Annotated in this window: 25 protein-coding genes; 6 read left to right on the forward strand and 19 right to left on the reverse strand. The window is 32.2% G+C overall.

The window, feature by feature from the left end:
- Positions 1-370: 370 nt before the first annotated feature.
- The 17 genes from JST55_03170 to JST55_03250 all read right to left on the reverse strand — a co-directional run bounded on the left by JST55_03170 (position 371) and on the right by JST55_03250 (position 19,834).
- The gene (locus tag JST55_03170) at positions 371-1,324 is read right to left on the reverse strand and encodes an acetyl-CoA carboxylase carboxyltransferase subunit alpha (protein ID MBS1492483.1); all 954 of its coding nucleotides are present in this window, start codon (positions 1,322-1,324) and stop codon (positions 371-373) included.
- 14 nt (positions 1,325-1,338) lie between these two features.
- Complete coding sequence (locus tag JST55_03175; protein MBS1492484.1) at positions 1,339-3,276, reverse strand: glycosyltransferase; 1,938 nt, start codon at positions 3,274-3,276, stop codon at positions 1,339-1,341.
- Positions 3,277-3,296: 20 nt separating this feature from the next.
- Positions 3,297-4,019 carry a polyprenol monophosphomannose synthase gene (locus tag JST55_03180; protein MBS1492485.1) on the reverse strand — a complete coding sequence of 241 codons (723 nt, stop codon included), beginning with the start codon at positions 4,017-4,019 and terminating at the stop codon, positions 3,297-3,299.
- 8 nt (positions 4,020-4,027) lie between these two features.
- Complete coding sequence (locus JST55_03185; GenBank protein ID MBS1492486.1) at positions 4,028-5,404, reverse strand: sugar transferase; 1,377 nt, start codon at positions 5,402-5,404, stop codon at positions 4,028-4,030.
- Positions 5,405-5,465: 61 nt separating this feature from the next.
- The gene (locus JST55_03190; GenBank protein MBS1492487.1) at positions 5,466-6,461 is read right to left on the reverse strand and encodes a glycosyltransferase family 4 protein; all 996 of its coding nucleotides are present in this window, start codon (positions 6,459-6,461) and stop codon (positions 5,466-5,468) included.
- Positions 6,461-7,687, reverse strand: coding sequence for a glycosyltransferase family 4 protein (locus tag JST55_03195; GenBank protein ID MBS1492488.1), 1,227 nt, complete (start codon positions 7,685-7,687; stop codon positions 6,461-6,463). Before JST55_03195 ends, JST55_03190 begins: the two co-directional genes overlap by 1 nt.
- Positions 7,688-7,757: 70 nt before the next feature.
- On the reverse strand, positions 7,758-8,498 hold the full coding sequence (locus JST55_03200) for a class I SAM-dependent methyltransferase (protein ID MBS1492489.1): 741 nt from the start codon (positions 8,496-8,498) through the stop codon (positions 7,758-7,760).
- 12 nt (positions 8,499-8,510) lie between these two features.
- Complete coding sequence (locus JST55_03205; GenBank protein MBS1492490.1) at positions 8,511-9,602, reverse strand: glycosyltransferase; 1,092 nt, start codon at positions 9,600-9,602, stop codon at positions 8,511-8,513.
- On the reverse strand, positions 9,599-10,402 hold the full coding sequence (locus JST55_03210; protein MBS1492491.1) for a glycosyltransferase family 2 protein: 804 nt from the start codon (positions 10,400-10,402) through the stop codon (positions 9,599-9,601). The genes JST55_03205 and JST55_03210 overlap by 4 nt, the downstream gene beginning before the upstream one ends.
- Before the next feature lie 8 nt (positions 10,403-10,410).
- Positions 10,411-11,448 (reverse strand): glycosyltransferase family 4 protein, encoded by a 1,038-nt coding sequence (locus JST55_03215; GenBank protein ID MBS1492492.1) that lies wholly within the window; start codon positions 11,446-11,448, stop codon positions 10,411-10,413.
- Positions 11,449-11,508: 60 nt separating this feature from the next.
- Positions 11,509-12,984 (reverse strand): oligosaccharide flippase family protein, encoded by a 1,476-nt coding sequence (locus JST55_03220; GenBank protein ID MBS1492493.1) that lies wholly within the window; start codon positions 12,982-12,984, stop codon positions 11,509-11,511.
- Entirely contained in the window at positions 12,939-13,826 is an 888-nt protein-coding gene (locus tag JST55_03225) for a glycosyltransferase (GenBank protein MBS1492494.1), read from the reverse strand. Before JST55_03225 ends, JST55_03220 begins: the two co-directional genes overlap by 46 nt.
- On the reverse strand, positions 13,810-15,024 hold the full coding sequence (locus JST55_03230; GenBank protein ID MBS1492495.1) for an O-antigen ligase family protein: 1,215 nt from the start codon (positions 15,022-15,024) through the stop codon (positions 13,810-13,812). The genes JST55_03225 and JST55_03230 overlap by 17 nt, the downstream gene beginning before the upstream one ends.
- An 11-nt stretch (positions 15,025-15,035) precedes the next feature.
- Positions 15,036-16,172 carry a hypothetical protein gene (locus tag JST55_03235; GenBank protein ID MBS1492496.1) on the reverse strand — a complete coding sequence of 379 codons (1,137 nt, stop codon included), beginning with the start codon at positions 16,170-16,172 and terminating at the stop codon, positions 15,036-15,038.
- 20 nt (positions 16,173-16,192) lie between these two features.
- Complete coding sequence (locus JST55_03240; GenBank protein MBS1492497.1) at positions 16,193-17,890, reverse strand: SLBB domain-containing protein; 1,698 nt, start codon at positions 17,888-17,890, stop codon at positions 16,193-16,195.
- Between the two features lie 97 nt (positions 17,891-17,987).
- Entirely contained in the window at positions 17,988-19,391 is a 1,404-nt protein-coding gene (locus JST55_03245) for a phosphoglucomutase/phosphomannomutase family protein (protein MBS1492498.1), read from the reverse strand.
- Positions 19,392-19,417: 26 nt separating this feature from the next.
- The gene (locus JST55_03250) at positions 19,418-19,834 is read right to left on the reverse strand and encodes a cobalamin B12-binding domain-containing protein (protein MBS1492499.1); all 417 of its coding nucleotides are present in this window, start codon (positions 19,832-19,834) and stop codon (positions 19,418-19,420) included.
- Positions 19,835-20,188: 354 nt separating this feature from the next.
- Here JST55_03250 and JST55_03255 point away from each other — a divergent pair, with 354 nt between their 5' ends.
- The 4 genes from JST55_03255 (at position 20,189) to JST55_03270 (ending at position 23,110) form a co-directional block, all read left to right on the forward strand.
- Positions 20,189-21,184: a hypothetical protein gene (locus JST55_03255; GenBank protein MBS1492500.1), complete on the forward strand. Its 996-nt coding sequence runs from the start codon at positions 20,189-20,191 to the stop codon at positions 21,182-21,184.
- A gap of 137 nt (positions 21,185-21,321) precedes the next feature.
- Entirely contained in the window at positions 21,322-21,897 is a 576-nt protein-coding gene (locus JST55_03260; GenBank protein ID MBS1492501.1) for a sigma-70 family RNA polymerase sigma factor, read from the forward strand.
- A gap of 15 nt (positions 21,898-21,912) precedes the next feature.
- Entirely contained in the window at positions 21,913-22,647 is a 735-nt protein-coding gene (locus tag JST55_03265) for a hypothetical protein (GenBank protein MBS1492502.1), read from the forward strand.
- A 10-nt stretch (positions 22,648-22,657) separates the two neighbouring features.
- Complete coding sequence (locus JST55_03270) at positions 22,658-23,110, forward strand: hypothetical protein (GenBank protein MBS1492503.1); 453 nt, start codon at positions 22,658-22,660, stop codon at positions 23,108-23,110.
- 5 nt (positions 23,111-23,115) lie between these two features.
- Here the strand turns inward: JST55_03270 and JST55_03275 are convergent, their stop codons facing one another.
- Both JST55_03275 and JST55_03280 read right to left on the reverse strand, forming a co-directional pair.
- Positions 23,116-23,517 carry a tetratricopeptide repeat protein gene (locus JST55_03275; GenBank protein MBS1492504.1) on the reverse strand — a complete coding sequence of 134 codons (402 nt, stop codon included), beginning with the start codon at positions 23,515-23,517 and terminating at the stop codon, positions 23,116-23,118.
- 14 nt (positions 23,518-23,531) lie between these two features.
- On the reverse strand, positions 23,532-24,746 hold the full coding sequence (locus tag JST55_03280; protein ID MBS1492505.1) for a T9SS type A sorting domain-containing protein: 1,215 nt from the start codon (positions 24,744-24,746) through the stop codon (positions 23,532-23,534).
- A 294-nt stretch (positions 24,747-25,040) separates the two neighbouring features.
- On the opposite strand from JST55_03280, the gene JST55_03285 reads away from it, so the two are divergent.
- A complete protein-coding gene (locus JST55_03285; protein ID MBS1492506.1) occupies positions 25,041-25,676 on the forward strand; it encodes an NAAT family transporter in 636 nt (211 codons plus the stop codon).
- A 7-nt stretch (positions 25,677-25,683) separates the two neighbouring features.
- Entirely contained in the window at positions 25,684-26,805 is a 1,122-nt protein-coding gene (locus JST55_03290) for a CapA family protein (GenBank protein ID MBS1492507.1), read from the forward strand.
- Positions 26,806-26,832 lie beyond the last annotated feature (27 nt).

Raw genomic sequence — 26,832 nt, forward strand, 5'->3', positions numbered from 1 at the left:
TTCATATTTTCAATTTTGAAAACAAAACTTATCTAAAATAGTAATAATAAATTTTAATGTGAAACTATGTTACCTTATCTGTAGTAATAGGGGAATTTTTTCAAAAGGAGCTTGACATGAAAACTTTCGTAACGAGGAGCGGGCGATGTGGAATTAAATTTTTAAAAAGCAGTTTTAAAGACCTGACAGGTTTTTAATCCTGTCAGGTTGATGAAATCAAAATCTCTTAAGAAGTTGAATCAAAAATTTAGAAGTGTTCCGGCTTTAACTTCAATTTAACTTGAAAGAAAGTAATCCTAATAAACAAAAGACCTGACAGGATTAAAAACCTGTCAGGTCTAAATGAAGTGAAAATTTCTTAGCAATCTATTTAATCTTTAAAAAATCCCATATCACCAAACTTCTTCACCCTGTTATCAAGCAGCTTATCTTTTTTAATTTTAGATACCTGCTCAATCTCTTCAAGCAAAGCAGTTTTTAAAATCTGCGCTGCCTGGTTGTGGTCTCGATGTGCCCCGCCTTCAGGTTCTTCAATTATTCTATCAATAATTTTTAAATCAAGCATATCCTGCGATGTGAGCTTTAATGATTCCGCTGCCTGCTCTTTAAAATCCCAGCTGCGCCATAAAATCTGCGAGCATGACTCAGGGGAAATTACTGAGTACCAGCAATATTGAAGCATAAGAACTCTGTCACCAACTCCCATTCCCAAAGCACCGCCTGATGCACCTTCACCTATAATTACAACAATAATCGGTACCTGCAGCTTTGCCATTTCAAAAATATTTCTTGCAATAGCTTCTGCCTGTCCTCTTTCTTCTGCTTCTATTCCGGGGAATGCGCCGGGAGTATCAATTAAAGTAATGACCGGTTTATTAAATTTTTCTGCAAGCTTCATTAATCGTAATGCTTTTCTGTAGCCTTCGGGGTTCGGCATTCCGAAATTTCTGTAAAGATTTGATTTTGTATCACGACCTTTTTGCTGTCCGATTATCATTACAGTCTGATCATTTAGAGAAGCAAATCCGCCTACCACAGCATTATCATCACCGAAGTGTCTGTCACCGTGAAGCTCTACAAAATTATCAGTCATCAGATAAATATAATCTAAAGTATAAGGTCGTTCAGGATGGCGGGCAAGCTGAACAATCTGCCAAGGTGTAAGAGAACTGAATATTTTTTTTCTGGCTTCTTTCAATCTGACTTCAAGCTTGCTTATTTCAACGGATAAATCAAGTGTATCCGACATTTTGCGAAGTTCATCTATTTTCTGCTCCATTTCAACAATGGGACGTTCAAACTCAAGCATGGTATTTGCAGGCATATATTTTAATTTTATTAATTCTTAAAAATAGAAAAGAATGTTTTTAAAAGTATTTCAACATCCAGAGATATAGATTGATTCTTTGCGTAAAACAGATTGTAATTCAAAAGCTCTTCACCTGAAATATTTTCATAGTAATTTAACTGAACAAGTCCAGTTAATCCTTTTTTACCGACATAATCTTTAGTATGGTAGTTCATCCAGATAGGATTTCCTACAAATGAATATTTCCCCGTAAAGACCTGAGGCAGAAGCAATAATTTTGAAACATATTTTGAAAGTCTAATTTTCAAAATATATTTTAAAATAAGAAGAACAGGATAAACCGTGAATAACAGTATTACGGATAAAATAATATCAAACAATCTCTTTAAAAATATATTCAATTTATTGTTAATATTATATTCAATTTCTATTAAAGCCAGATTATCAAGGGCGTTCAGATTTAATTTGGATAATATAAGTTCTTTATCCGACGGTACAATTTTAAACTTTACATTTCTGTTTCTGAAAGACCACATAAGATTCAGAATTTCCAGATTTGAGAAATTTGTTCCTGAAAATATTACTTCATCAATATTTTTAATCTGTATTATTTCTTCTAATTCATCTACTGTGTTTTTTACTGATAAATCCGAATAATAAATCACATTATATTTCGAAATCAGGTTATCTTCAATATCGGATTGTAATCTGGAATCTGAAACAATGAGAAGATTTACTTTACTAAGCAAAATATTTTTAGATTTAAAAAAACCAACCAATCTTCCTACCAGTCTCCAACCGAGCAAACCCGCTACACTTAAGATTGTAGATGTTAAAATTACTTCTCTTGAAAACGCGTACTCTTTGAAGAAATATGTGATGGATGAATTAACGAAAAAACCGATTATGATTGCATAAAAAGTTTTCGTAAAAGAATAAACATTTTTCTTTAAATAAATTCCTTGAATGGTCAGAAGAAAAAGCCAAATCAATACATAGACTGAAATAATAAAGAAGTACTGCTGGTTAGGAAAAATATTGAAGCGCAGTTTAACAGAAATAATAGCAGCTACAAATAAGAATACAGCATCAATAACAGGAAGAGCAAGAAAAGATAAAATTCTGGTTAAGTATGAAATTCCTGAGCGGTAAAAAATACCAAGCTGTAATATTCCTGAAAGAATACGGGAGTATCCTGTAAAATTTTTACGAACGAAGATACTCATTGCTCCGTAAAAATTATTTACATAGGAGAGATTTGTTTTTTTGGTACTTTCCCCCTTGAAATGAATTGTAGTTACCTCGGGATAATAAAAAATCCTGTATCCTGCTTTTTTGATCCGATAACACAAATCCAGATCTTCACCGTACATAAAATAATCTTCATCGAAATATCCTACTTCATCCAGAACTTTTTTAGGAATAAACATAAATGCTCCGCAGATTGCATCTACTTCGTAAGTTTTATCATCGTCTAAATAAGTGAGATTGTATTTACCAAATGCTTTGCTTTTCGGGAAAAGTTTTGAGAGCCCAAGCATTCTTGGAATAGCAACAGAAGGCACAGGAAAACTTCTGCGGCATGCAGAATCTAATTTCCCGTTAGTAAGAATTAATTTGGATGTGACTGCTCCCGTACCAGGATTTTTATTAAGGAAATCTATCATTTTATCAAATGTAGATTCTTCAAGAACTGTATCGGGATTAAGAATTAAAATATATTTTCCTGATGCCTGTTTAAGAGCAATATTGTTTGCTTTAGAGAAGCCGATGTTCTTTTCGTTCTCTATTACAATTGCATCAGGATATTTTTTTTTTACAAGTTCTGCGCTTTTATCAATTGAGTTATTATCTACAACAAAAATTTCAATTTTGTATTTATCGGAGGCAGCTTTATAGATAGAGGATATACAATTATCAAGAAGATCCCTTACGTTGTAATTGACTATGATTATTGAAATATCCATTGAAAGAATTTTGGGGAACGTTATAATTTACCTAACCAGGAACGAATTTTTAATTTCCATACCATGAAGTAAGCTTCGTATACAACCTTACGTGACATTTTAGAGGAGCCTGCTCTTCTGTCAATAAAAATAATCGGTATTTCGGTAATCTTAAAATTATTAAGAGTATAGCGGAACTTCATTTCAATCTGAAACGAATATCCGTTTGAGCGGATGCTATCCAGATTAATTTGAGAGAGAGTTTCTACACGGTAACACATGAATCCGGCAGTAGTATCTCTTACTTTTAATCCCGTTACTAACCTTGTGTAAATATTCGCATAATAACTCAGGAATAATCTTCCAATCGGCCAGTTTATAACTGATACACCATTTATATATCTGGAACCCACAACTAAATCATATCCTTCTTCTATTTTTTCAATAAATCGTGGAAGATATTTAGGGTCATGAGAGAAATCAGCATCCATTTCAAATACATAATCAAAATTATTTGATATAGCATATTTGAAGCCGAAGACATAAGCTGTTCCAAGTCCGTTCTTTTTTTCCCTTTTTAAAATATAAACATTGTTGCTGGGAAAATCCTCTACAAGCTTAGCTGTTCCGTCAGGCGAGTTATCATCAACAACCAGAACATTATATTCATAATTTTCATCCGTGAATTTGAGAACTTCAGGTATGATGTTAAGAATATTTTCAGCCTCGTTGTAAGTCGGTATTATAACTAAAATCTTTTTCACGAAAAAATTTAATGACCTTTCATTAATAATACAACAATTATTGTATTAATCATTATTTTAAAATCCAATTTAAGAGACATGTTTTCTATATAATAAAAATCATACTGCAGCTTTTCTTTTACATCTTCCAATGACGAATCGTATTTATGCTTTATCTGTGCCCAGCCGGTTATTCCCGGTTTGACTGATAATCTTTTATAGTAATAAGGAATTTCATTTTTTAATTTACTGACAAAAAAAGGTCTTTCGGGTCTTGGTCCTACAATACTCATTTCATTCTTTAACACATTTACCAGCTGAGGAATTTCATCTATATACATCTTTCTAAGAATTTTTCCGATGCCCGTTATCCGTGGGTCATCCTCTCCTGACCATTCAGGACCATACTCTTCAGCATTTTGCACCATCGAGCGGAACTTATACATTGTAAATATTTTTTCATTTCTGCCCACTCTTTCCTGTTTATAAAAGACAGGTCCTTTAGTAGTAAGTTTAATCAAAATCATTGATAAAATCAGAAATGGTGAACACAGGACCAAAAGAAAAACTGATAAAAAAATATCAAATATTCGTTTAAACAACTTTGAGCCTGCCGGCATTATCTCCGGCATTACTTCAATCAATGGCACACCATAAATCTGGTTTGTTCTTGCCATGCCGCTTACAATTTCGTACATGTCGGGCATAATCATCAGGTGCACATCATTGCCGGTGCAAAATTTTATAACATCTACCAGCTTTTCTTTTTGCGCAGGTTCAAGAGCAATAAGAATTTCAGAAATTTCCTTCTGTTTTATTGCTACGGAAATATTTTCAATAGAGTTTAAATATTTTTCATCAGAATCTTTTTCTAATGAAATGAATCCGGAAATTTTATATCCCAACTGCGGATATTTTGTAATCATCTCATACAAATTTTCTGCCTTCTCACCTTCACCAACTATCAAAGTATTTCTGAGCCCGATTCCCTTTTGAAGGAGATTTCTTTGGAAACCCCGGATAATTATTCTGCCCCCGCCCGTCATTAAAATTGTAAGAGCCCAGTATATCAGGATAAGAAATCTTGAAATTATCGGTGCATTATTTATTGTATCATCGATAAATATAAGAAAGAATAAAATAAAACAGCCTATTGAAACTGATTTTACAACTGAAGCAAACTCATCGAAACGTGAACGGACAAACCAATACTGGTAAAGTCCGGTAAATGAAAATATAATAAGCCAATATAAATATATAACTGCTAAAGGTACTAAAAACTGAACAGGGTTTGCGTAAGGTATCCATCCTGTTTCAACACGGATTAAGTAATATGCAATCCATGAAAGATTTATGAAAATAAAATCGGAAAAGAAAAGAAATATTTTTTCTAATGTTTTAGACAATAAATTGTGTTAATTCTTAATAAAATATAAAAATTTTACACACAATATCATTCATAAAATATCAGAGATTATTTATTATATTTTTAATCCCGATTTTTCTCTTCTCATAAGAAAAGAAATTTTTTATCCTTTCCGCTCCTTCCCGGCTCAGTTTGGAATGTAAAGTATCATCTTCCAGAAGTTGAATAATTGCATCAGATATTTCTTGCGGGCTGTTGGGATTTACATATAAAGCCGAATCACCTGCTACTTCAGGAACAGCACCCGCTTTACTTGTAACGACCGGTGTTCCGCAAGCCATGCTCTCCGCAATAGCCATTCCAAATCCTTCATAATCTGTCGGCTGAACATATACTTTAGCTTTATGATACAAATTGATTTTTTCTTCGTCAGAAATGCTTCCCGTTAGTTCAACTGAATCTGAAAGATTTAACTGATTAATTTTATCAAATACACTTTGATAACCGTCATCTTCTTTCCTTCCTACAATTACGAGTTTATAATCAGAAAATTTTTCTTTAACAGCAGAAAATGCTTCAAGAATTTCAAGTACTTTTTTACGCTCAACATTAAGCTTTAGTAATCTGGTTACTGTAAGTATAATTTTCTCACGGGGCTTATCTGAAAAAAAATATTTTTCACCGTCAATACAATGATAAAGAAGTTTCAGATTTTTTGGTTTGAAATACTTTTTTAATTCATCAAACTCTATTTGAGAAGTAGCCAGCTGAACATCAGAGAATTTCAAACAGAAGTTAATAAAAAATTTTATCAACAAGGGTCTCGCATGGTATCCTTGCTGTGATTTATCGGAATAGTGAATGTTGCCAATTGTAATGGAAGGTTTTCGCCTCCCAATAGCTTTTAACAAAGGAACAATTCCTGAGCTCCACCACCAGATAAAGAACAAATCACATTGTGCAGGAATATCTTTTTTGTTGCCTGCTAAAATAACTTCATGCCCCAACTCTTTAAGAATTTTAATATCGTTAGAATAGAAATCAACCTGCTCAAATAATTTATTATCCGGAACCCTTGCATAAAAACAAATTCTCATTACGATAATTTTTTAATTACGTTATAGTATTTATCAACTGCTACATTCAAAGCAAAATTTTCTTCAAAGTATTTTCTTGCATTCATGCCCAATTCTTTTTCAAGTGCCGGGTCATTTTTAATCTTCAGAATATAATTGTAAAACTGCTGAGCATCATTTTTTTCTACAATGAATCCGCACTTTGCTTCTTCAATAATTTTGGCAACTTCCGAATCTTTAGAACATAAAGCAATAACGGGTACGCCGGCAGCAAGAGTTGTATATAATTTACTTGGCATTAGCAGTCCTTCCAGATAACTTTCATAAGTAACAACTGAAACAGATGGAGCCGTAAGTGAAAAAGGTAAATCCTTTTTTAGCTGATAAGGTAAGTATGCTATATTAGTTAGATTATACGAAGAAGCTAAATCCTGCAATTTTTTCTTTTTGACACCATCACCGATAAATAAAAATGCAAATTCATTTTCTTTTGTAAGTCTGGCAGTTTCAATAAGTGCTTCTAAATCGTAAGAGGCTCCGATATTTCCCGAGTACATCACTACAAACTTTCCTGATAAATTATTATTTATAAGAAACGAATTTTGCAATTTTTCGACCGGCTTTATAAAATTTCCATCTGCCCAGTTATGAATTACAAAAATTTTATTATCATGGGAGAGTTCATAATTTTTCATCTTTGTCTCAACAACTTTTTTCATAGCTTCGCTTAATACAATTATTTCTGAAGCATTTGATAAAACTTTCTTGTCAAATGCGCTCCAGATCTTAATAAAAATACTTTTTTCAGATACGTAATTTAATTTATAAGCCTTTTCAGGAAATACATCGTGAATGAGATAAATATAATTAATTTTTTTTAGCTTTTTTATGAAGTATCCTACAATAGGCAGAAAGGGAGGATTAGAAACAATTAATAAAGGAGTCTTTGATGATGAAAATAAGAGGTGAAAAAAAATATTTGTAAAAAATGAAATAGAATTTAATAGTTGACCAATTTTTGTATTTTTATTGAGTTTAGTTGTCCATAGCCTGGAAATATTCACATTATGGAATTTTTCCTTTTTTTTTGCTTCAATTTTATAGCTGTATGAGGGAAGCGCAGTAAGAGCTGAAACTTCCAGTCCTTTATCTGCCAGACCAAAAGCTAATTCTCCTAAAAGCTGTCCTGTACTTGCAACATCCGGATAAAAGTATTGCGTTAGTATTCTTATTCCCTCTTTGCTCAAACCGTAAAGTAATTAAAAACATATAATTTAACCAATAAAAGTGAGAAAATTTAGATAAAAAGGGAGTGTATTATTTATTTTTTTTACAAATAAATCCTAATTGATAGCTATACTTTGCAGGTAACAAAGATACAAAAGGTTTAATTATTTTTTTTATTAAATGGTGTTTTTTGGATGAAGATTGTGGACTTAAAAAATGATTGTTATCTACAAGAATATTTTCCACATTTAATCCGTTTTCACTAAGAAATTTTACCCAGTTCTCTTTGCTCTTCATTTGATTTAGAGGCTGCATTATATCTACCAAATGATCTTCTTCGGGTTTGTATCCAAGAATTTCCATAATGTATTTTTCATTTGGTACAAGAATAAAATATCTGCAGTTTTCTTTTCCGACGCGCACCATTTCTTTAACTGCTTTCGCCATATTGGGAACGTGTTCTAAGGAACCATTACAAGTTACGTAGTCAAAAGTTCCTGTATCAAAAGTCAGATTTTCTGCATCTCCCACAGAAAATTTTACTTGAGGAAATTTTTTCAGTGCTTTTTCAATTGCAGTTTCAGAGAAGTCAATTCCGTAAGTATCTAAACCTTTTGATTGTGAATAACCCGCGAAAGTGCCGTCTCCGCAGCCAACATCCAAAAGTTTTCTATTTCCTGTCTGAACATTTAATAGTTTAAAAATTTTTTCAAACCATTTTATCCAGAATTCTGCTACTTTTTCTTTTGAATCATATACAAACCCTTTTTCTATTTCTTCCTTATCACCGTAATAGACTTTGTTATAATATTCTTTTAAATTTTTATCCATAATTATTAATTTTTAAAAATTGTTATAAACTGATGTTATTTCACTAATCATTTTATCTAAACTGTTTTCTTTTATGCAACTGATTCCGTTTGAACTTATACTGTTGTAAAGATCTTTATTTTCAATTAATTCAATTATTGCTTCAGAAGTTTCAGTATAATTTCCCGAAGGTACAACTAATGAGTTTTTTCTGTTTATTAATAAATCCTGTAATCCACCAACATAAGTTGATATAACGGGAATTCCCATTCCCATAGCTTCCTGCACTGCGTAAGTTACTCCTTCAAATCTGGAAGTTAAAATAAATATATCATTACTATCCAGAAATTCCGGAATTTTATCTGTATAAGGTAATATTTTAACGGAATTATTCAGATTTAATTCATTAATTAATTTCAGCAATTCTTCCTTATCTTCTCCTGTTCCTACAATAGATAGTTTCGCATTTTTATATTTTTTAACAACATGGCTCATGCTCCTGATCATAACTTCCTGGTTTTTCTGATATGTTAGTCTCCCTACCGAACAAATATTGATTTCAGAATTTTTTTCAAAATTATTGAAACGATTTTTTGATAATTTCAGTTTTTGAAAATCAATTCTGTTGGAAACAATTCTTATTTTTCCCGAATTGTAATTAAAATATTTTGTTACAATATTTTTATCATGCGTTGATGTTACTAATGTAATATTTGTAAAATATTGTTTAATTTTCTCTTTGAAAACTTTAGAAAAGGAATAATTTTTTATTTCGTCTTCTAAATACAGCCCATGTTTATTTTCTATTTTCATTTTAACTCCTAATAATAAACCTATAACACATGGGATAATTCCGTTGTTTGCATGTATAATATCAAAACCGCTTATATATATATATTTCAATAAATTGCTTGTACCCTTTAGTGAAAAAAAATCCATCTTGCCGTTATTGTAGACATATTGCGGGATTTGAAGATTGCTTAAGACGGTTGAAATAGGTCCTTCTTCCGGAATTGCAACTGTTACTTCAAATTCATTTTTTGAAATGCCTGAGGCTATATCAATAACATATTTTTCGGTACCGTACACCCGATTATTTCCGAGCACCAATAAAACTTTTTTCAAATTAATTCTCTGTCGATTTTAAAAACCCGCATTATTTTGTTGTAAAAAATCCTCAAAGGGTTAAGGATTTTATATAGAATTTTATCTGCATAATGTTTCTGAATATAGTAATCCAGAGATTTGTAAATATGGTCAGATTTTTTAGCGACAACAGAAGAGTGATGCAGACATTTAACTGATGAATCATAAAATATTTTAGCTCCTTCATTCCTCATACGAAGACATAAATCTTCTTCTTCCTTGAATAGAAAGAATTTTTCATCAAATCCGTTTATCTTCTTAAAATACTTACTGTCAAGAAGCATAAATCCCCCGGAAATCCAGGCTACAAAATCAGGATTTTCCCTGTTTATCCAGTGGCTGGCACCAAGATTGTTTTTAATAGCAGCAATAAAGCCTATTGATTCACCATGGTCTCCGATTTGAGGTTTTTTATCAAACCCAATTAATTTAGGGCCAATAACATCAGCCTTATTTTCAGCCATGCTATTAAATAGTCTCTTTATTGTATCAGGTTCAAAAAATAATAAATCGGGATTCAGTATAAGTAAGTATTTTGACTCCGTCATTTTAAACAAGTAATTATGCCCGCCGCCAAATCCTAAGTTTTTAGGGGAATAAAATACTTTTGTGTTTCTGAATTTTTGTTCAACATCATCCAGATTATCATTAGACGCATTATCTAAAATAAAAATCCTGTACTCTTCATTATAATTTTCCAAATCTATCTGAAGAGATTCAAGACATTTAAGCAAATATTCTCTGGTGTTATAATTTACTATTTGAATAAGAAGATGCATTAAAACAATTAGTTTTTAAGTTCACTCAGGAACATTTTTATTGATTTATCCCATGAAAACTCATGAATATATTCCGTGCCTTTTTTTGAAAGCGCAATCCTTAAATCATTTTTTAAAAGGAGTTTTTCTAAATTTTCATAGAGTGACTGAGCATCTCCCGCTTTAAAAAACAAACATGTTTCATTCTCAATATTATATTCTTTATGCCCGTCAATATCACTTGCCACTAATGTACATCCGCAGGCCATTGCCTCAGCAGGAGGTAAAGGAAAACCTTCTATTAAGCTGGGACTTATAAAAATGCTTGCTGAATTATAAATACTCCTTAATTTTTCAATGGACGGAGTTTGAACATAATCGAACCATTCAGGTAAATTATCAGGCCTTCTTTGGACACCGAAAAGCGTAAATTTAATTTCAGGGAATTTTTTTTTCAATTTACTTACAGCTTCTATTCCAAACCTTGATCCTTTTAATTCCAGTTCATGATAAAGCATCAGCATGGAATATTTATCTCTTTTTTCCGGCTCGTTTATTACATAAAAATTATTAAAATCAAAACCATTGGGAATATAAACAGCTTTTTCTCCGATTTTTTCAGCAAATCTTAAAAGCCATTTGGCTATTACAATTTTCTTAAATGGAAACCTCCATGTATCTACTACTTCAGTCTCAGGTCCGTTCCATGTTTCAAGACTCTGCAAGAAATAGAATTTTTTTGAACTTTCAAGTTTCATTTCATTTAAAGCAATTGCAGTTCTCCACGCCGTTGCAATATTTATATCGGCATCAGGTAAATATTTTTCTTTGAGAAGAGGAACCCATTTAAGTTTTACATTTTGTGCAAATTTAAACCAATTCCCCGGGGTATGTGAATTAGAAATTAGTCTGTAAAAATATTTTAATTTGTTTCTGATGAAGAAATAAATTCCTTTTCTTTCCGGTAAATCTGCCGGATGTATCAAATTAACTTGAATACCGTTCTCACTCAACATATTTGCATACTCATACACAATTTTGAATCCGCCAATTGGTTCTTTCTTCAAAAATGGCAGGAGAAAATTAATAGTCATCAAAAAATTAGATTTTTATTTCTTATTAGATTTTTATTTCTTAAAAAAACTTTTTATCTGTTCAAGATTTAAATTTTTGATATTTATATATATCCATATTAAAAAAGTAAGGCTGAATACAATATACTTTAATTCAATTCCACCTATAGAGCTTACAATAAGTGCAACAATAAAAATTAACGAAAAACACAGCAAAGTTAAATTGACTTTCTGAAATTTAAAATTAAGGCTTTTTCTTATAAACAGTAAATTGATAACTAAATGATTGATATTAATTATTAAATAGGATATGCATACTGCTTTGATTCCAATATCCCAGAAAGTATTAATAATCAGAAAAATACCCATATAACTTAAGCTATATAGAACGTCAAAAATAACCCATTGTTTTATTTTAAGACAAGGTACTAACCATATTCCTAAGCTCCAGCTAATTATTTTAAAAAAATCTCCCAAGAGCTGATAGTCAAGAATTGATTCAGCTGAAATAAATTCTTTTGAATACAGTAAATTAATAATAATGCCTTTGAATGCAATGAACACCAGAATGAGAGGAGTGAAAAATATCAATAAAAATCTTATGAGATTATTTGTTTCAAGAACTATATCATCATTATTTTTAAGAGTTGACATTTTGGGGATTGTATATGTCCCCAGAATTCCAAAGAACAGCCCTATATAATTTGTTGAAATAGAGTAAACGCTTTGAAAAATTCCAAGATTTTGAAGACCGAATTTATCGGTAATAATACTTCGCAAGGCTAGGAGAGATAAATTTTGAAAAATAAGCATTATTATCGATGCAACTCCAATCTTGTAAATGCTTTTAAGGATAGCGGGGTCAATTTTTTCAATTTTTTTGAAATCAGGAAAAAGCTGATATTTTTTAAGAATAATAATTCCGTTAAAAAAATTAAAAACAATACCTGCTCCAAAAGCAATAATTGCACCATGAAGACTCCAGAAAATAACCAAAGGAACAAATGCTGCAAGCAAAATAATTGAATTCAAAGAAACAAAAAGAACGTAAAGATTAATTTTCCTTGTTCCCTTTAAATAAGTATCAATTATATTATTAACTACGAAAAGCGGAATGGAAAGAGAAAATAATTTAATATGTAATTCATAATTCTCATTATTAAATAACATATTAGAGATATTGGAAGAAAAAAGTATGATGAGTGATGTAACTGCTATTGCAATTGGTACATTCACAAATACAAAATACCTTAACAAATAAAATATTTTTTCCTTCTTATCTTCATCAAAATACTGAGAAATGAATTTATTTAGCCCTAAAGAACCGATTGGCAAAATAGCAGTAACTAATGAATACAGATTGAATATGCTTGAATAAACTCCAACACCTGTTGTACCGGTAAGCATTGCCAGAAATTTAGTTCTTACCATTCCTGAAACGATACTGGTAAAGGTAGAAAAAGATATTTTCGATACAGATTTTACTAGCTCTTTAATAAAAGACTCCTTCTGCTTTTGAAAACAAATGATAACTTTTTAAAAAAAACACTCACAACACATAAAGATTCAAATAAGATATTTAACAAATCATTCTTTTTAAGATATATTCGTAATAATTCTTTGTGCAGGTTATAAATTGCGGTTAGAGAATTTTTTTTAATTATGAATTCCTTTTCTGTTTTATAATAATTAGTCAGTAGATCTTTAACGGCATTAAGCATCTTAATTCTTTTGGGAATATTATGTGAGGAACTTTCATGAAACCTGTATTTAATAAGCTTCTCTTTTATATAATAAAATTTGAAAGTTTTTGAAATTCGAATCCAAAGTTCATAGTCTTCAGAAGCAAAAAATTTTTGTTCCTCATTAAAATATCCTGTATCAGTAAAAACTTCTTTCTTTGCCATTAATGTAGAAGTTATCACAGGATTAAAGAGAACAAAGTCTTTAAATTCAAAAATTTGCTTGGAATTAAATCCAAGAATTTCTTTTTTAAGAATTTCGCCGTTGGCATCAATAACTGAAGCATTCGAGCAGATAACACTGTATTCAGGAATTAATTTAAGTTGTTTTTCCATTTTGTCCGGCTGCCATATATCATCATCATCACAAAAGCAGATTATTTCTCCGGAAGAATTTTTTATTCCAAGATTTCTTAATCTGCCAATATTATTTATCTTACCAAAATTAAAATATTTTATACGTGAATCTGATTTATTTTTAATATAGGTTTCAGTTCCATCTTCAGAATTGTCATCGATTACTATAATCTCTAAATTTTCATAAGTTTGCGCAGTAATTGAATTAATACATTCCGTCAAATACTTTAATCTATTATATGTAGGAATAACTACGCTAACCAGTTTTTGCATATATAATTTTAATATATCCTAACATCATTAAAAAAAACGGCATAAGAAAATATTCAGGATATGTAATTAATGCTTCGAAAAAATTTTCAATAAAAAGAGCCAAAACAATTGACATAGCTAGGATGAGCTCATTTGAGTATTCACCCCGGGGATTCGATTTATATTTTTTGCTACCATGATAAAAAATTCTTGCTACAATAATAAATACTGTAATGGGAACTAACATACCAAACTGTATTCCCAGAGTTAAAATCCAGTTATGGGGATCAGGAACAATTTCCAGACTACCTAAAAAAACCTTTTCTGTTTTAAATATTTCAATTGCATCATTGACACCGTATCCCCATAAAAACCTGCTTGTACCTGAACTTATCATTTGTATTGCTGAAACGATCAGTAATATTCGAGGCAACGAACTATCAGTTTTAACCTGTGATACATCCGAGAGAAAAAAGAAAGACATTAAAACTGAAAATAAAAATATAAAGATAAATGTTCTTTTAGACTTAAAAAAGAAAAATGTGAGCAAACCCACTACAAACCCTAAAAAGCCGGCTCTGCTGTATGTTAAAAATAAATTAGAAAAAAATAATATCGAAAATAGAATTAACACCGTTATTGTAATTTTTTTCTCATAATATAAATATAAAATAATCGGAAAAATTATTGTGTATATAAATGCATGAGTATTAGGATGCTTGAAAAGACCCAGTGAGTGTCCGGGAAAAATTGAATTTTGTAAAATACCAGTAGATATTCCTATTAATCCCATTAATGCATTAATAATTGAAAATATTAAAACTACCCATAGAAAACTAACTAAAATACTTTTTTCTAATAATTTTTTGGGGATATAAAAAAAGAAGAAATATATATTAATTGGATAGGAAATTAGTTTTAATGCAGCATCAAATTTTAAATTGGGCTCAAGGTTGATCCAAAAACTTGAAATTAAGAATAATAAAATTAAAATTGAAAAAAGGAAAAAATCCGAATTGAAATTTGGCAATTTCAATTTTATGAGCTGCTCGAAGTTTAAAGAACTAATTGCAAAACACACGAAAATTAAAATTTGTATTTCAAAGATGTGAGTGAATAATATACCTCCAATAAATTCAGGTAAATTTAAAATGATCATTAAATTTACAGAAAAAAAAAGAAAAACAAATAAATCGGAGATAACTAAATTTTTCTTCAATTTTATGGAAATTAAGAAATTTTCAGTTTATACAGATTCCACTTTCTTTTAACAATAAAAAATATTAGTGAAAAGAAAAAAGCAATAAATGAAATTAGTAAAATTGTAACAATTCTTTTAGGTTTTACCTTTTTTTCCGGTAAATTAGGATAATCTAGAATTAATACTGAAGGAGTATTTTTTTTCTCTTCAATTTTTGATTGTTCAAAAATTGGCAAAAGAAAACTCATAATTTTATTTTGTATTTCTACATTTCTCTGCAATCTTAAAAAGTTCATTACAACGTCAGGTTTTCCTTTTAATGTCAAACTTGAATTTACATCATTCGAATTGTTAATATCTGAAAGCTGTTTTCTCAGCGCATTTAATTTTTCTTCTTCTGATTTAATTTCCGGTTGATCCGGTGTTAATATTCGCCTGAGTAAATCTAACTTAACTTCTTCCGATTTAATTTCAACTTCTAATTGTATTTCAGATTGAACGGCAGCTTTTACTAATAAATCTGGGGAAAGACCAAATTTATCCTGATAAATTTTTAAACTGTCTTCTGAATTTTTCAAATCCATTTTAGCAAGTTCAAAACGTGATTGAATAAATTCTCTGTTGTTTTTAGCATTTAAGACATTTAAATCCGAATTTATTTTGTTCAGTTGATTAATCATAAATTCGGCTATTTCTTTAGCTCTCTGCGGGTTTTTATCAAAAATGCCAATTTCCATAGTACCGGCCAGCTTATCTTTTTTTATGTCAAGAACATTAGTTTTAAAGTTCTTTACAGCATCTTCTAAGTACTTATATTCCCATTCATCATTTAACTTAAACTTTATAATTGCTTCTTCTATATTCTTCCTGCTAATTAAAATATTTTCATATAAAGCTAATTCTTTTGAACCTGAACTAACGCCGGCCAAATCCCCTAAATCACCAATATCAGGAATCCCTCCGCTACTTAGCAAACTACCTATACCCGAAGCTTTTGTCGCTGTTTTAATTGTCCCGCTCGAGAAAAAAATTGGATCCATTACAAAAAAAACCACTATCGTTGTTAATAGTGCGGCAATTCCCGTTATAATTAAGAGTTTATTCCTATATTCTAGAATTAGCTTATAATAATCAAATAAAGAAAAACTATTTTCTTGAGATTCCAATAATTTAAATTTAGTTAAGTTTATTTAGTACTGTTTTGTATTAAAATGAAAGATGTAATTACTGTACCAACAATTCCAACTATCGTTCCGATTAATGCCATTGTATCTTTAAATGACTCCCTTTGTTTTTTAGGTACATAAACAAAATCTCCGGATTCTACTTTTGTCTGCTCAGGTTTGTACCAGCCGCGGGAATTGAACTTAATAATTCGTGTTTCGCTTTCATCTGCTCCATTACCAAATCCGCCTGCCTGCTGTATGTAATAATCATAATCTTTGCCTTCTACAAATTTTACATATCCTTCATTGTTTACAGTTCCGTAAACATAAACTACATTTTTATTATCGTTAATATATACAATATCATCATCTTCAAGCACAACATTTTGGCTTAAATCATTTTCATTTAACAATTTATTAAAATCTACTATTACACGTCCTCTTCTTGACTTAATATCAATATCAAAATTTTGTTTATCTCTATCAGTAACAATTAAATCATTCGCCCTTTGATTGATATATATTTCATTGGAATCTTTTGCTGAATATTCTTTATCATATTTACGGAATACAATGCATAATGGCAAATAAGCATTTTCTGTAACACCACCAGCCATCTCTATTAAATCTTTTACCGTCGTTGTTTTAAAAGCAATCGGATAGTAACCGGGACGTGGAACTTCCCCTAAAATTAAAGCTGTTACTTTCTTTCTGTAATCTGTACTGTATTTAACAAAAACTCTGTCAAAGTTTTCAAGCATATAATCTTTATCTTTTGCATATGATAATTTAATAACATCAAAACCTTTATTATTCAAATATGGCCTATAAATAATTATACTGTCCTGCTCGGCATAAGAGTCAAATCCTCGGGCAAGACCTATGGCTGTCTCTAAATTATCTCCTGAAGAATATTCGTAGCTACCTGCTAACTGAACAGCTCCGTTTATTGTAATATAATTTTTATCCAGTTGATTCATGGGGATTTTCAACAAATCTCCCTCTAGGAATTGAGGATTAAATTTACTATCTCCTGTAATAAAATACTTGTATAAATCTACTTTTAAAACAGAGCCGTCCTTTCTTGTCAAAGAAATATTTCTCATGGATGTCTGAGTCTGGAAATAATCTACCTGATTTATTCTTTTATTATAAACACTCGTTACGTTTGTGGTATCATAAAATACCCTGCTTACCAGATCACTAACACGCATTACCGGGCTTACTTCGTAAATACCTTGGGAAAGCCCATTAACTTTAACAAGAAAAGTTCTGGGTTGAGTGAGAGTAAAGCTAACATCACTGGAATAATATCTCTTTTTTACAGCTTTTACAACTTTTTCTTTTGCTTCTTTTAAACTCATATTCGCTACCTGAATTTCACCTACCGTGGGGATAATTACTGAGCCTTCTAATGAAACATATAATGGAATCTGTTGATTTACAAAGCCGTACAATCCCAAACTAAATAAATCATTGGGACCTACTATGTATTCATTTGGTTTTATAATACCTTCTACAGGTGTTGTTTTAGAATGCACATTTGCATCTGAAATAGATCCAAATAACTGAGGTGCATCTGCATTTATTTTAGTAGGTGAAGTTGTTGTAGGAGTTGTAGTCTTACCTTGTAACTTATCGAGTGGATTTTCTTTTTGAGAATAGCTGTAGGAATAGCACAATAATAGTGCAAGAACGATTGCAATCTTTAATTTCAAAGTCTGATAATATTTAATTCAAAAAATATAACCGATAATTTCGGTGCTGAAAAAATGTATAAATTTTATATAAAAATTCTCCGGTTCGTTTTTTAAATTAAAGATTAAATTCTTTGATTGCCCTTGTTAGAATTTCTGAGGTTTCATCTTTACCGGTAGTTTCACAATAGAATCTCAATAATGGCTCTGTTCCTGAAGCGCGAACTATCAGCCAGCCGTCTTCAAACATAAACTTGGTACCATCTAATCCGTCAATTGAAATAATTTTCTTACCTGCAATACTATCGCCGACTTTCATTTCCTTGCATTTTGCAAGTGTTGCCTGTTTCTTCTCTTCTGTAGTGCTTACATCGTTTCTTCTATAATAGTAAGAACCAAATTCGTCTTCAAGTTCTTTTTTTAGTTGTGAAATGCTTTTACCGTAAGCAGCCAGCATTTCAAGATATAACATTCCGTTATAAACTCCGTCTCTTTCAGGTAAATGACCTTTTATCCCGATACCGCCGCTTTCCTCCGCGCCAATCATAACATCTTCATTAATCATCAACTGCGATATGTGTTTAAAACCAATCTGCACTGTTTTTAATTCAATACCGTTTTTATCGCAGAATTTTTTTATTAAATCACTGGTTGAAAATCCTCTTACAACTATGCCTCTCATACCTTTTTTCTCATAAAGATATTTCAGAAGAAGAGCGAAAGTTTTCTGAGCATCTAAAAATTTTCCGGTCTCATCTATAATTGCAATTCTGTCAGCATCACCGTCTGTAACTATTCCAATATCAAATTTATCCTGTTTAACTCTTTCACATACTTCTCCAAGATTTTTTTCAACAGGCTCGGGAGCGCTTTTACCAAACCCCGGATTTATTTCACTGTGAATTTCTGTAACGTTAATTAATCTGCTGATTGTTTTTTGTCCTGCGCCGTACATGCAATCATAAATTACATTAAGCTTTGCTGCATCTATAGCTTTTATATCAATCTTTTCTTTTAAATAATTTATATAGTATGCGTCACCGTCAAAGTATTCTACAATGCCTTCAGATAAAAGAGTATCAAGATTTTTTTTAATTTCAACTTCACCAATGTTTTTTAGTTCCGCTTCAATTTTTACAATTTCATCGGGACTCATTGAGCCGCCAAATTCATCTTTCAGCTTAAATCCGTTATACTTGGAAGGATTATGGGAAGCTGTTATCATAATTCCGAATGCCAGATTCAAATCTCTTGATAATAATGACACAGTAGGCGTAGTAACAAACTTATTTACAAGCTTTGTCTTTATCCCTTCATTACCGAATACTTCTGCAACAGCTGCTGCAAATGCATCAGACTGAAATCTTGTATCATAGCCGATTATTATTCCGCTTTTTATCTTAGGATGGTTTTTGAAAACTCTTGCCGTCGCTAAAGCTGCCCTTCTAACATTTGCAAAAGTATATGTATCGCCGATAACAGCTCTCCAGCCGTCGGTTCCGAATTTTACTGGTTCAGACATTATTATGAATTTTATTAGATTTTCTGCTAGTTAGTTCTGTGAGCACTTACCCATTGCTTAACATACTCTATCGTTTCAAAAGTAGGTGTTCCCGGGGTAAATAACTGACCGACTCCCATTTTTTTCAGCTCTTCGATATCAGCATCAGGAATAATTCCTCCGCCGAATAATAAAACATCGTTCATACCCTTATCATCCATGAGCTTTTTGATCTTCGGGAAAATTGTCATGTGAGCGCCGCTCAAAATACTGATGCCGATTGCATCTGCATCTTCCTGCAATGCTGCTTCAACAATTGTTTCCGGTGTCTGTCTTAGCCCTGTATAAATAACCTCTATTCCTGCATCTCTGAAAGCTGCAGCAATTACTTTGGCACCTCTATCGTGCCCGTCAAGCCCCACTTTACCTATTACAACTCTGATTTTTTTAGTCGAATTTTCCATAAATTTTAAATTATATTATTTATAGAATTACTTCAAGACTAAAAGTTTCGCATAATTTAAAAATGCGAAAATAAATTTCTGTTAATACTACTACTTATTTCGACATTATGTAAAGTTGATTTTATTTCTATGTTTTAACAAGTAAATAATTGAACGAAATCCGGCATTTTTTTATAAAAATCGTTAAATATTAATTTTTTATTTTTATGAGCTATTTCTCCTCATTCATCTGCTTTATTTTCTCTGTAAATTCAAAACCTTCCCTCCTCACTTAAACCTTTATTCATTCTATATGTCTCACTTTTAGACGTCTGAAAATTCAATTTAGATTTTCTAACTAAACCTCTTTGAAATATGGATAAATTGATTAAGTCAATGCGACTCTTATTTTTGCCTGCATTCCTGATTATATTGTTAAACATAACAGGCTGTAATAAAAACGATAATGATATCACTTCTGCAAACTCCGGGACGGAAGACGAATATCTCCAGAATGAAGCTATTCAATCAACTGACAGCTCAAACAATGATGACAATGAACTACTCGGCTCACAAATTTCAGATTACTCAGATGACGGCGCGGTTTTCAATAACTCAAATGAACCTCTTACATCTTATGATTCACTTAGATTTTACGGAAGAAGAGTTACATCCGTAACTGTTACAACAACTTTTACCGTAGATACTGATACATTAAAAACTTTACTTGTAAAAAGAACAATATCCGGTAATTTTATTATAAAAGGATATACCGGCGGAGTTCTTGACTCTATTTCAAAACCTTACACTGAAGTACAAAACAGAACAGCTTCTTTTAAAAGAGTTGCAAGAACTGAAGTTCACAGAAGAAACTGGAGACTCTATCAGGTTTCAGCAGTGGACGGGCAGACAACTTCACCTCAGCAGGGAAAATCCAACATTGTGATGAACAAGGTTGAAATTTATAAAAATGATAACCTGCTGCTTACATTGAACGGACCTGATTTTACATCAAATGTATTTACGACCCGATATTTTAACGGAGAAGGAATTTTTAACTGGGGAAGGAACAATAACATTAAAGTGAAGGTATACTTAACAAGCAATCAGTCTGATACCGACCTTGTAGCATTTCACTGGGCAAGAAATTCATTCGGATTCCACAGAGTTGCATTTACTATGACTTCATCAACACCAAACGGCGGAAATTACGACAGAGTTTATGAAAAATCGTTCAATATATACGGTTCACACAGATTTGGAATATTTAACTCGTATATAAGTGCCAATACAAGGAAGTCCTTATGGGATAATAATATCAGCGAATTCTCATCTACTTACATGGGAGCTCCTTATAGAATTTCTTTCTAAGGATTTCATTTTAAAACAAAAACGAAAACGCTGCCTTTTTTACGAGGGCAGCGTCTGATTTTGAAGTATTTTAACATCGATAAGAATTTAGTATTTTAGATTAAACTAAAAAAGTATTGGCTGGCGATTTATTAAATATAGATTCTGATGATATAGAAATTATTGATAGTTTCAAGAAAGGAAATCAACAGGCTTTTAATATTCTTGTTAACAAATATCAAAAAAAGATTTACTGGATTGTAAGAAAGATGGTTCTTGACCACGATGAAGCAAATGATATTACACAGGACATTTTTATCAAGATTCATAGTTCTTTGCATGACTTCCGGGGTGATTCAAAATTTTTCACCTACATTTATAAGATAAGCGTTAACTTTTGTCTTAACCACATTAGTAAAAAGAAAAGAACTTCCAACAAAGAAGTTGATATTGAAGACGAAACATTAGACATAAAAAGCGACGATATGGGTACCGATGAACATTATGATGAAAAACGAAAGCAAAAGCTGTTGAAAGAGGCTATTGAAAATCTTGAAGGACAGCAAAGAGCAGTTTTCAATATGAGATTCTACGATAATTTGAGTTACGAAGAGATAGCAAAAATTCTGAATAAGTCAGTAGGAGGTATGAAAGCTAATTACTTTCATGCAGTGAAAAAAATTGAAGCTTACATAAAAAGCAAAAAAGATATTAAAGAGATTTTCAGTTGTTAAAAAAAATACACACTTATGGAAAACAATCATTTTGACGAGCTGCTTTACAGCCTTCCTGATTACATCTCAGGAGAGCTTGATGATGAAAAGGTAAAAGAAGAAATAGAAGCGAAACTTCTGGTCGACTCATCGTTCAGGGAAGAATACGATTCATTGAAGTCAACAATGAATTTTATACGTGAAGCTGAACCGGAGCCGCCTTCTGAAGTTTATTTCGCTAACTTACAGGCAAATATACTTTCAAAAGTTCACAAAGAAACCGAACCGGAAAGACAAAGTATTTTATCAAGGCTTGTCGGTTACTGGAAAGTTGTTGTGCCTGCGCTTACAGTCTGCGTAGTTCTTATTATTTACTCACAGAATATGAATACTCCCCCGCTTCCTTTAACTGAGAATGTTAAAGTGCAGATGCCTTTACAAAAGCCTTTGAATGAAAAAAGCGGGAATAAAAGTCAGGATACAAGTTCAAAGGATGCAGTTATTACAAATGATAATTCAGATCCTATAGATAATACTTCATCAAATGAATCAAATGAAATAAATTTAAATACATCAAAGCATAAAAGAACCGAATCGATATCCTCAAATGATAATGTTACTCCTGATGAAACCGTGAGTTTAAGTGATGATACAGAAGGCGGAATAATTTTCGGAAGAGAAGACGATACACAGGCGCAGTATGATTATGATAATCTATCCACCGATGACCAGCTTGATATTTTACAAAGCTTAAGAGATAAAAAACTTTAATTTTAACTTTATGAAAAATTTTATCCTAATTGTAACGATCTTCATCATTTCTTTTGGCGCAGCACAGGCGCAGCCGAAGAAAATGACTGAAGAATTAAAAAAAATAAGAAAGCAGAAATATCTGGAAAGTGTAACTATAGATGATGCTACTGCCGATAAGTATTTCGATATTTATGATGCAAACTTTGAAAGCATCATGAAGCTGAATAAGCAGAAGAGAGATGACATGGAATACATCGAAAAAAATACAGATGCATCCGATGTAACTGCTAAGCTTGAAGAAATTCTTGATCTTGACGGAAAAATCCTTGATAAGAAAAAAGAACTCTACTCGCAGATAAAAACTCTCTTAACGCCAAAGCAATTAGCTCAGTCTGTTATTTTTCAAATGAAATTTAACAAAGAGCTTAAGAAGCAGATAGATAAGAGAAAAAAAGGGAAACGACCTGACGGCGAAAGATAATTAAATCACCGGCAATACTGATCCATAGCATCATGCGCTTCTTTTAAACCAAAATTCATAGCTTCCTGAAAGTCAAGGCATGCCTTATCTGATTTTCCGAGACCAAGGTATGCTATACCCCTTCCGTAAAATGCTTCAGCGTAATTGAATTTCAATCTTATACAATCAGAATAATCTTTCACCGCCTCACTGAATTTTTTTGTAGCAAGGTAAACAGTTCCTCTTCCATGATAAGATTTGTAAAAAGTAGAATCTGTTAGAAGTGACTGGTTAAAGCTGGACATGGCAGAATCCATCTGCCCTTTTTGCATAAAATAATTTCCCCTGTTGTAAAGCTCATTTGCAGACTGCGAAAAACTTATCTTACAGAATGATACAAGTATTAATGCAACAAATAAATATTTCATATATTGAAAGTTTTTTATTTTGCTAAAATCATTTTTTGGGTCAACTTACCATCCGGAGTTTCTAACGCATAGAAGTAGATTCCTGTTCCAAATCCGGCCATATTAATTTTTTCATCGTAGCTGCCTGCATTTAAAAATCCTTCTTTTAAAACTTTTATTAACTTTCCTGTTACATCATATAAAGATAATTTCACATCTGAATTTTTATCCAGCGTAAAATTTATATTTGTAGAAGGATTAAACGGATTCGGATAATTCTGATTTAATTTGAACGATGTACTTACCAATGCTGAATTATTTTCAACAGAAACAATCTCGGTTAAATTTCTTTTATAGCAAAACGCATTATCCGTTCCAGCATAAACTACATTAGCTCCCATCGCTAAAGCCCTCACATTTTGATCCAAAAGACCAGTATTAAATTGAACCCATATGTTTCCATTGTTGAATGTGGCAAATACTCCTGCCTGAGTTGCTGCAATAACTTTGTTGCCGGAAGCGGCAAGACCGTTAATAGTAGTATTTGTAAGTCCGTTGTTTATTTGCGTCCAAGAACCGCCGTTATCTGTAGATTTAAAAACACCTGCGCCGTAAGTGCCGCAATAGATATCATTTCCTAAATATGTAAAGCAAGGTACGTATTGATTTATAAGACCTGTGTTAACGGAAGTCCAGCTTGCTCCCTGATTTGTTGAGCGAAACACTCCGCCGCCGTATGTTCCTGCATAAACATCAGAGCCTTTAGTCAGTAATCCTATTACAGTTTGATTTGCCAAACCCGAATTTGACTGTACCCATGTAGTTGCGGGTCCATCACAAATAAAAACTCCGCCGCCGTATGTACCCGTTAAAAGTTTTGTACCGATAACTGTAAAAGCTGATATACTGAAATTTGTAATGCCGCTGTTTGTAGGAGTCCAGTCAGAACTAATGTTCATATTATTATAGAACACCCCTGCATTAGTTCCTATCACTACACTAGTTCCATATAATGTCATTGCATATATCCCATTATCAATTAATCCAGCACCTGAATTTACCCAGGTACCCCCATCATTAGTAGTGTAATTGAATTTGTTATTTGCAGTTCCTACGAATAATTTTCCTGGCACACTTGTTATACATCTTACTTGTGAACCATTTGGACCGTTCATTGATAACCATTGCGTATAGCCTGCTGCAGAACATAAAAACATTATAGTTATAAAAAAGAAAAATATTTTTTTCACTTAGGAGGATTATTTAAACAATACAACAAAATTAACTTTTTTATTTAATTAAATGAATTGAAATAAGCATACTTACATCAATATTTTCACTTGAGGTTTAAACAAGCTTATAAGTATGAGACTTTGGAAAACTTCTAAACCACCCACTAAATCCCCTCCTTGTAAAGGAGGGGGAATTTCACAATTATAATTATATATCATCAAATTCTTTTTAGAAAAATACTATTTATCTTTATCGGAGTAATCAAACTTTTATGTTTAAGGTTTTATTCATATTTTATAAAAAATTTTACAATGCTTGAAATAACCCATTACATAAAAACTTTTATTGCAGTTTTTATTTTAGTAAATCCGCTTGAAGGCATACCGCTTTTCCTGAGTGAAACACAAAATGTTACTCAGGAAAAAAGAATGGCAATTGCTAAAAAGGCGTCGCTTGGAGTTACAGTGATTTTACTATCGTCTTTATTCCTTGGAAGACTTATTCTTGAATTATTCGGAATTGACTTAGCTGCATTTCAGTTATCGGGCGGGATAATAATTTTTATAATTGCGCTTAAGATGGTTTTGACAAGTGATGACAGTTCAAAAAATCCCGGAGAAGATACGCAGACGATTAAAGATCCTGAGAGAATTGCAATTGTTCCGTTGGCGATTCCGCTGCTGGCAGGTCCCGGTTCAATTTCAACAATTATTTTATACGGAAATATGGGTACAAGCATTTCACATTATCTAATTCTTTCAGGAATTATATTTGCGGTGGGACTTGCGACGTGGCTATCATTAAAAGCTGCCGTGCCTATGACAACATTCCTGCATCAGACAGGTGTAAATGTATTAACAAAAATTTCAGGACTGCTTGTAGCCGCCATTGCCGCTGAGATGGCGCTGACAGGATTAATAAAACTGCTGCCTAAACTTCAGCCTTAAACCCCAAATGCAAAAAATATTTTTATTTTGTTTTGTTATTCTTTTTTCTTCATGTGGAAATAAGAGCAGTGAAGAACACATTACAAAAAAACCAGAGCTAACTAAAGATTCATCGTCCACCGAAACAATTACAAAAAAACCATCCGAACAGAATAAAGAGAATTTAATATCTATAATAGCCGTCGGTGATATTATGATGGGTTCTAACTACCCCACCAATGCATCGCTTCCTCCCAACGACGGAAGAGATATTCTAAGCGGAGTTAGCGAAGCTTTGCAGAATGCAGATATAACTCTGGGAAATCTGGAAGGGACACTGCTGAACTCAGGAGGAAAGGCGAAGGACTGCGGAGAGCATTGCCATGCGTTCAGAATGCCGGAGCATTATGCAGAGTATCTTAAAGATGCGGGATTTGATTACATGAATCTTGCAAATAATCACAGCGGAGATTTTGGAGTAATAGGCAGGGAGTCAACAAAAAATACATTGGAGAGCTATGGAATAAAATACGGCGGGCTACAGGATGCAGAGACGAGTGTGATGGAAGTCGGGAGAACAAAAATCGGCTTTGCAGGCTTTGCCCCAAACTGGGGAACATGCGATATAAATAATTTAAGCAAAGCGAAAGAAATTGTAAGCGATTTAAAGAAGGAATGTGATATAGTTGTAGTTTGTTTTCACGGCGGTGCAGAAGGCACGGGCGCCCAGAGAGTAAGAAATGAAACGGAATATTATTTGGGAGAGAAGAGAGGTAACGTAGTTGAGTTCTCACATGGAGTAATAGAAGCAGGAGCGGATCTGGTTCTAGGCAGCGGTCCGCATGTAGCACGGGCAATGGAATTATACGAAGGGAAATTTATTGCATACAGCCTTGGGAATTTTTGCACTTACGGAAAATTCGGATTAGCGGGAGTGCTTGGGCTTGCACCAATACTTAAAGTATATGTTGACGGCAAAGGAAAATTTGTGAAGGGAGAGATAATTTCCGTCCAGCAGAAAGGGAGAGGAATACCGGAGATTGACGAGACGAATAAATCGGCGCAGATTATTTCAAAGCTTACTCAAATGGATTTCACAAACTCAAAAATAAATATTGACGGTGATGGAATAATAACGATAGATAACTGAAACACATTGGAATAAAATTCGTTACGG

Source organism: Bacteroidota bacterium, assembly GCA_018266835.1.
Classification (GTDB): Bacteria; Bacteroidota; Ignavibacteria; order Tepidaquicellales; family Tepidaquicellaceae; genus JAFDZO01.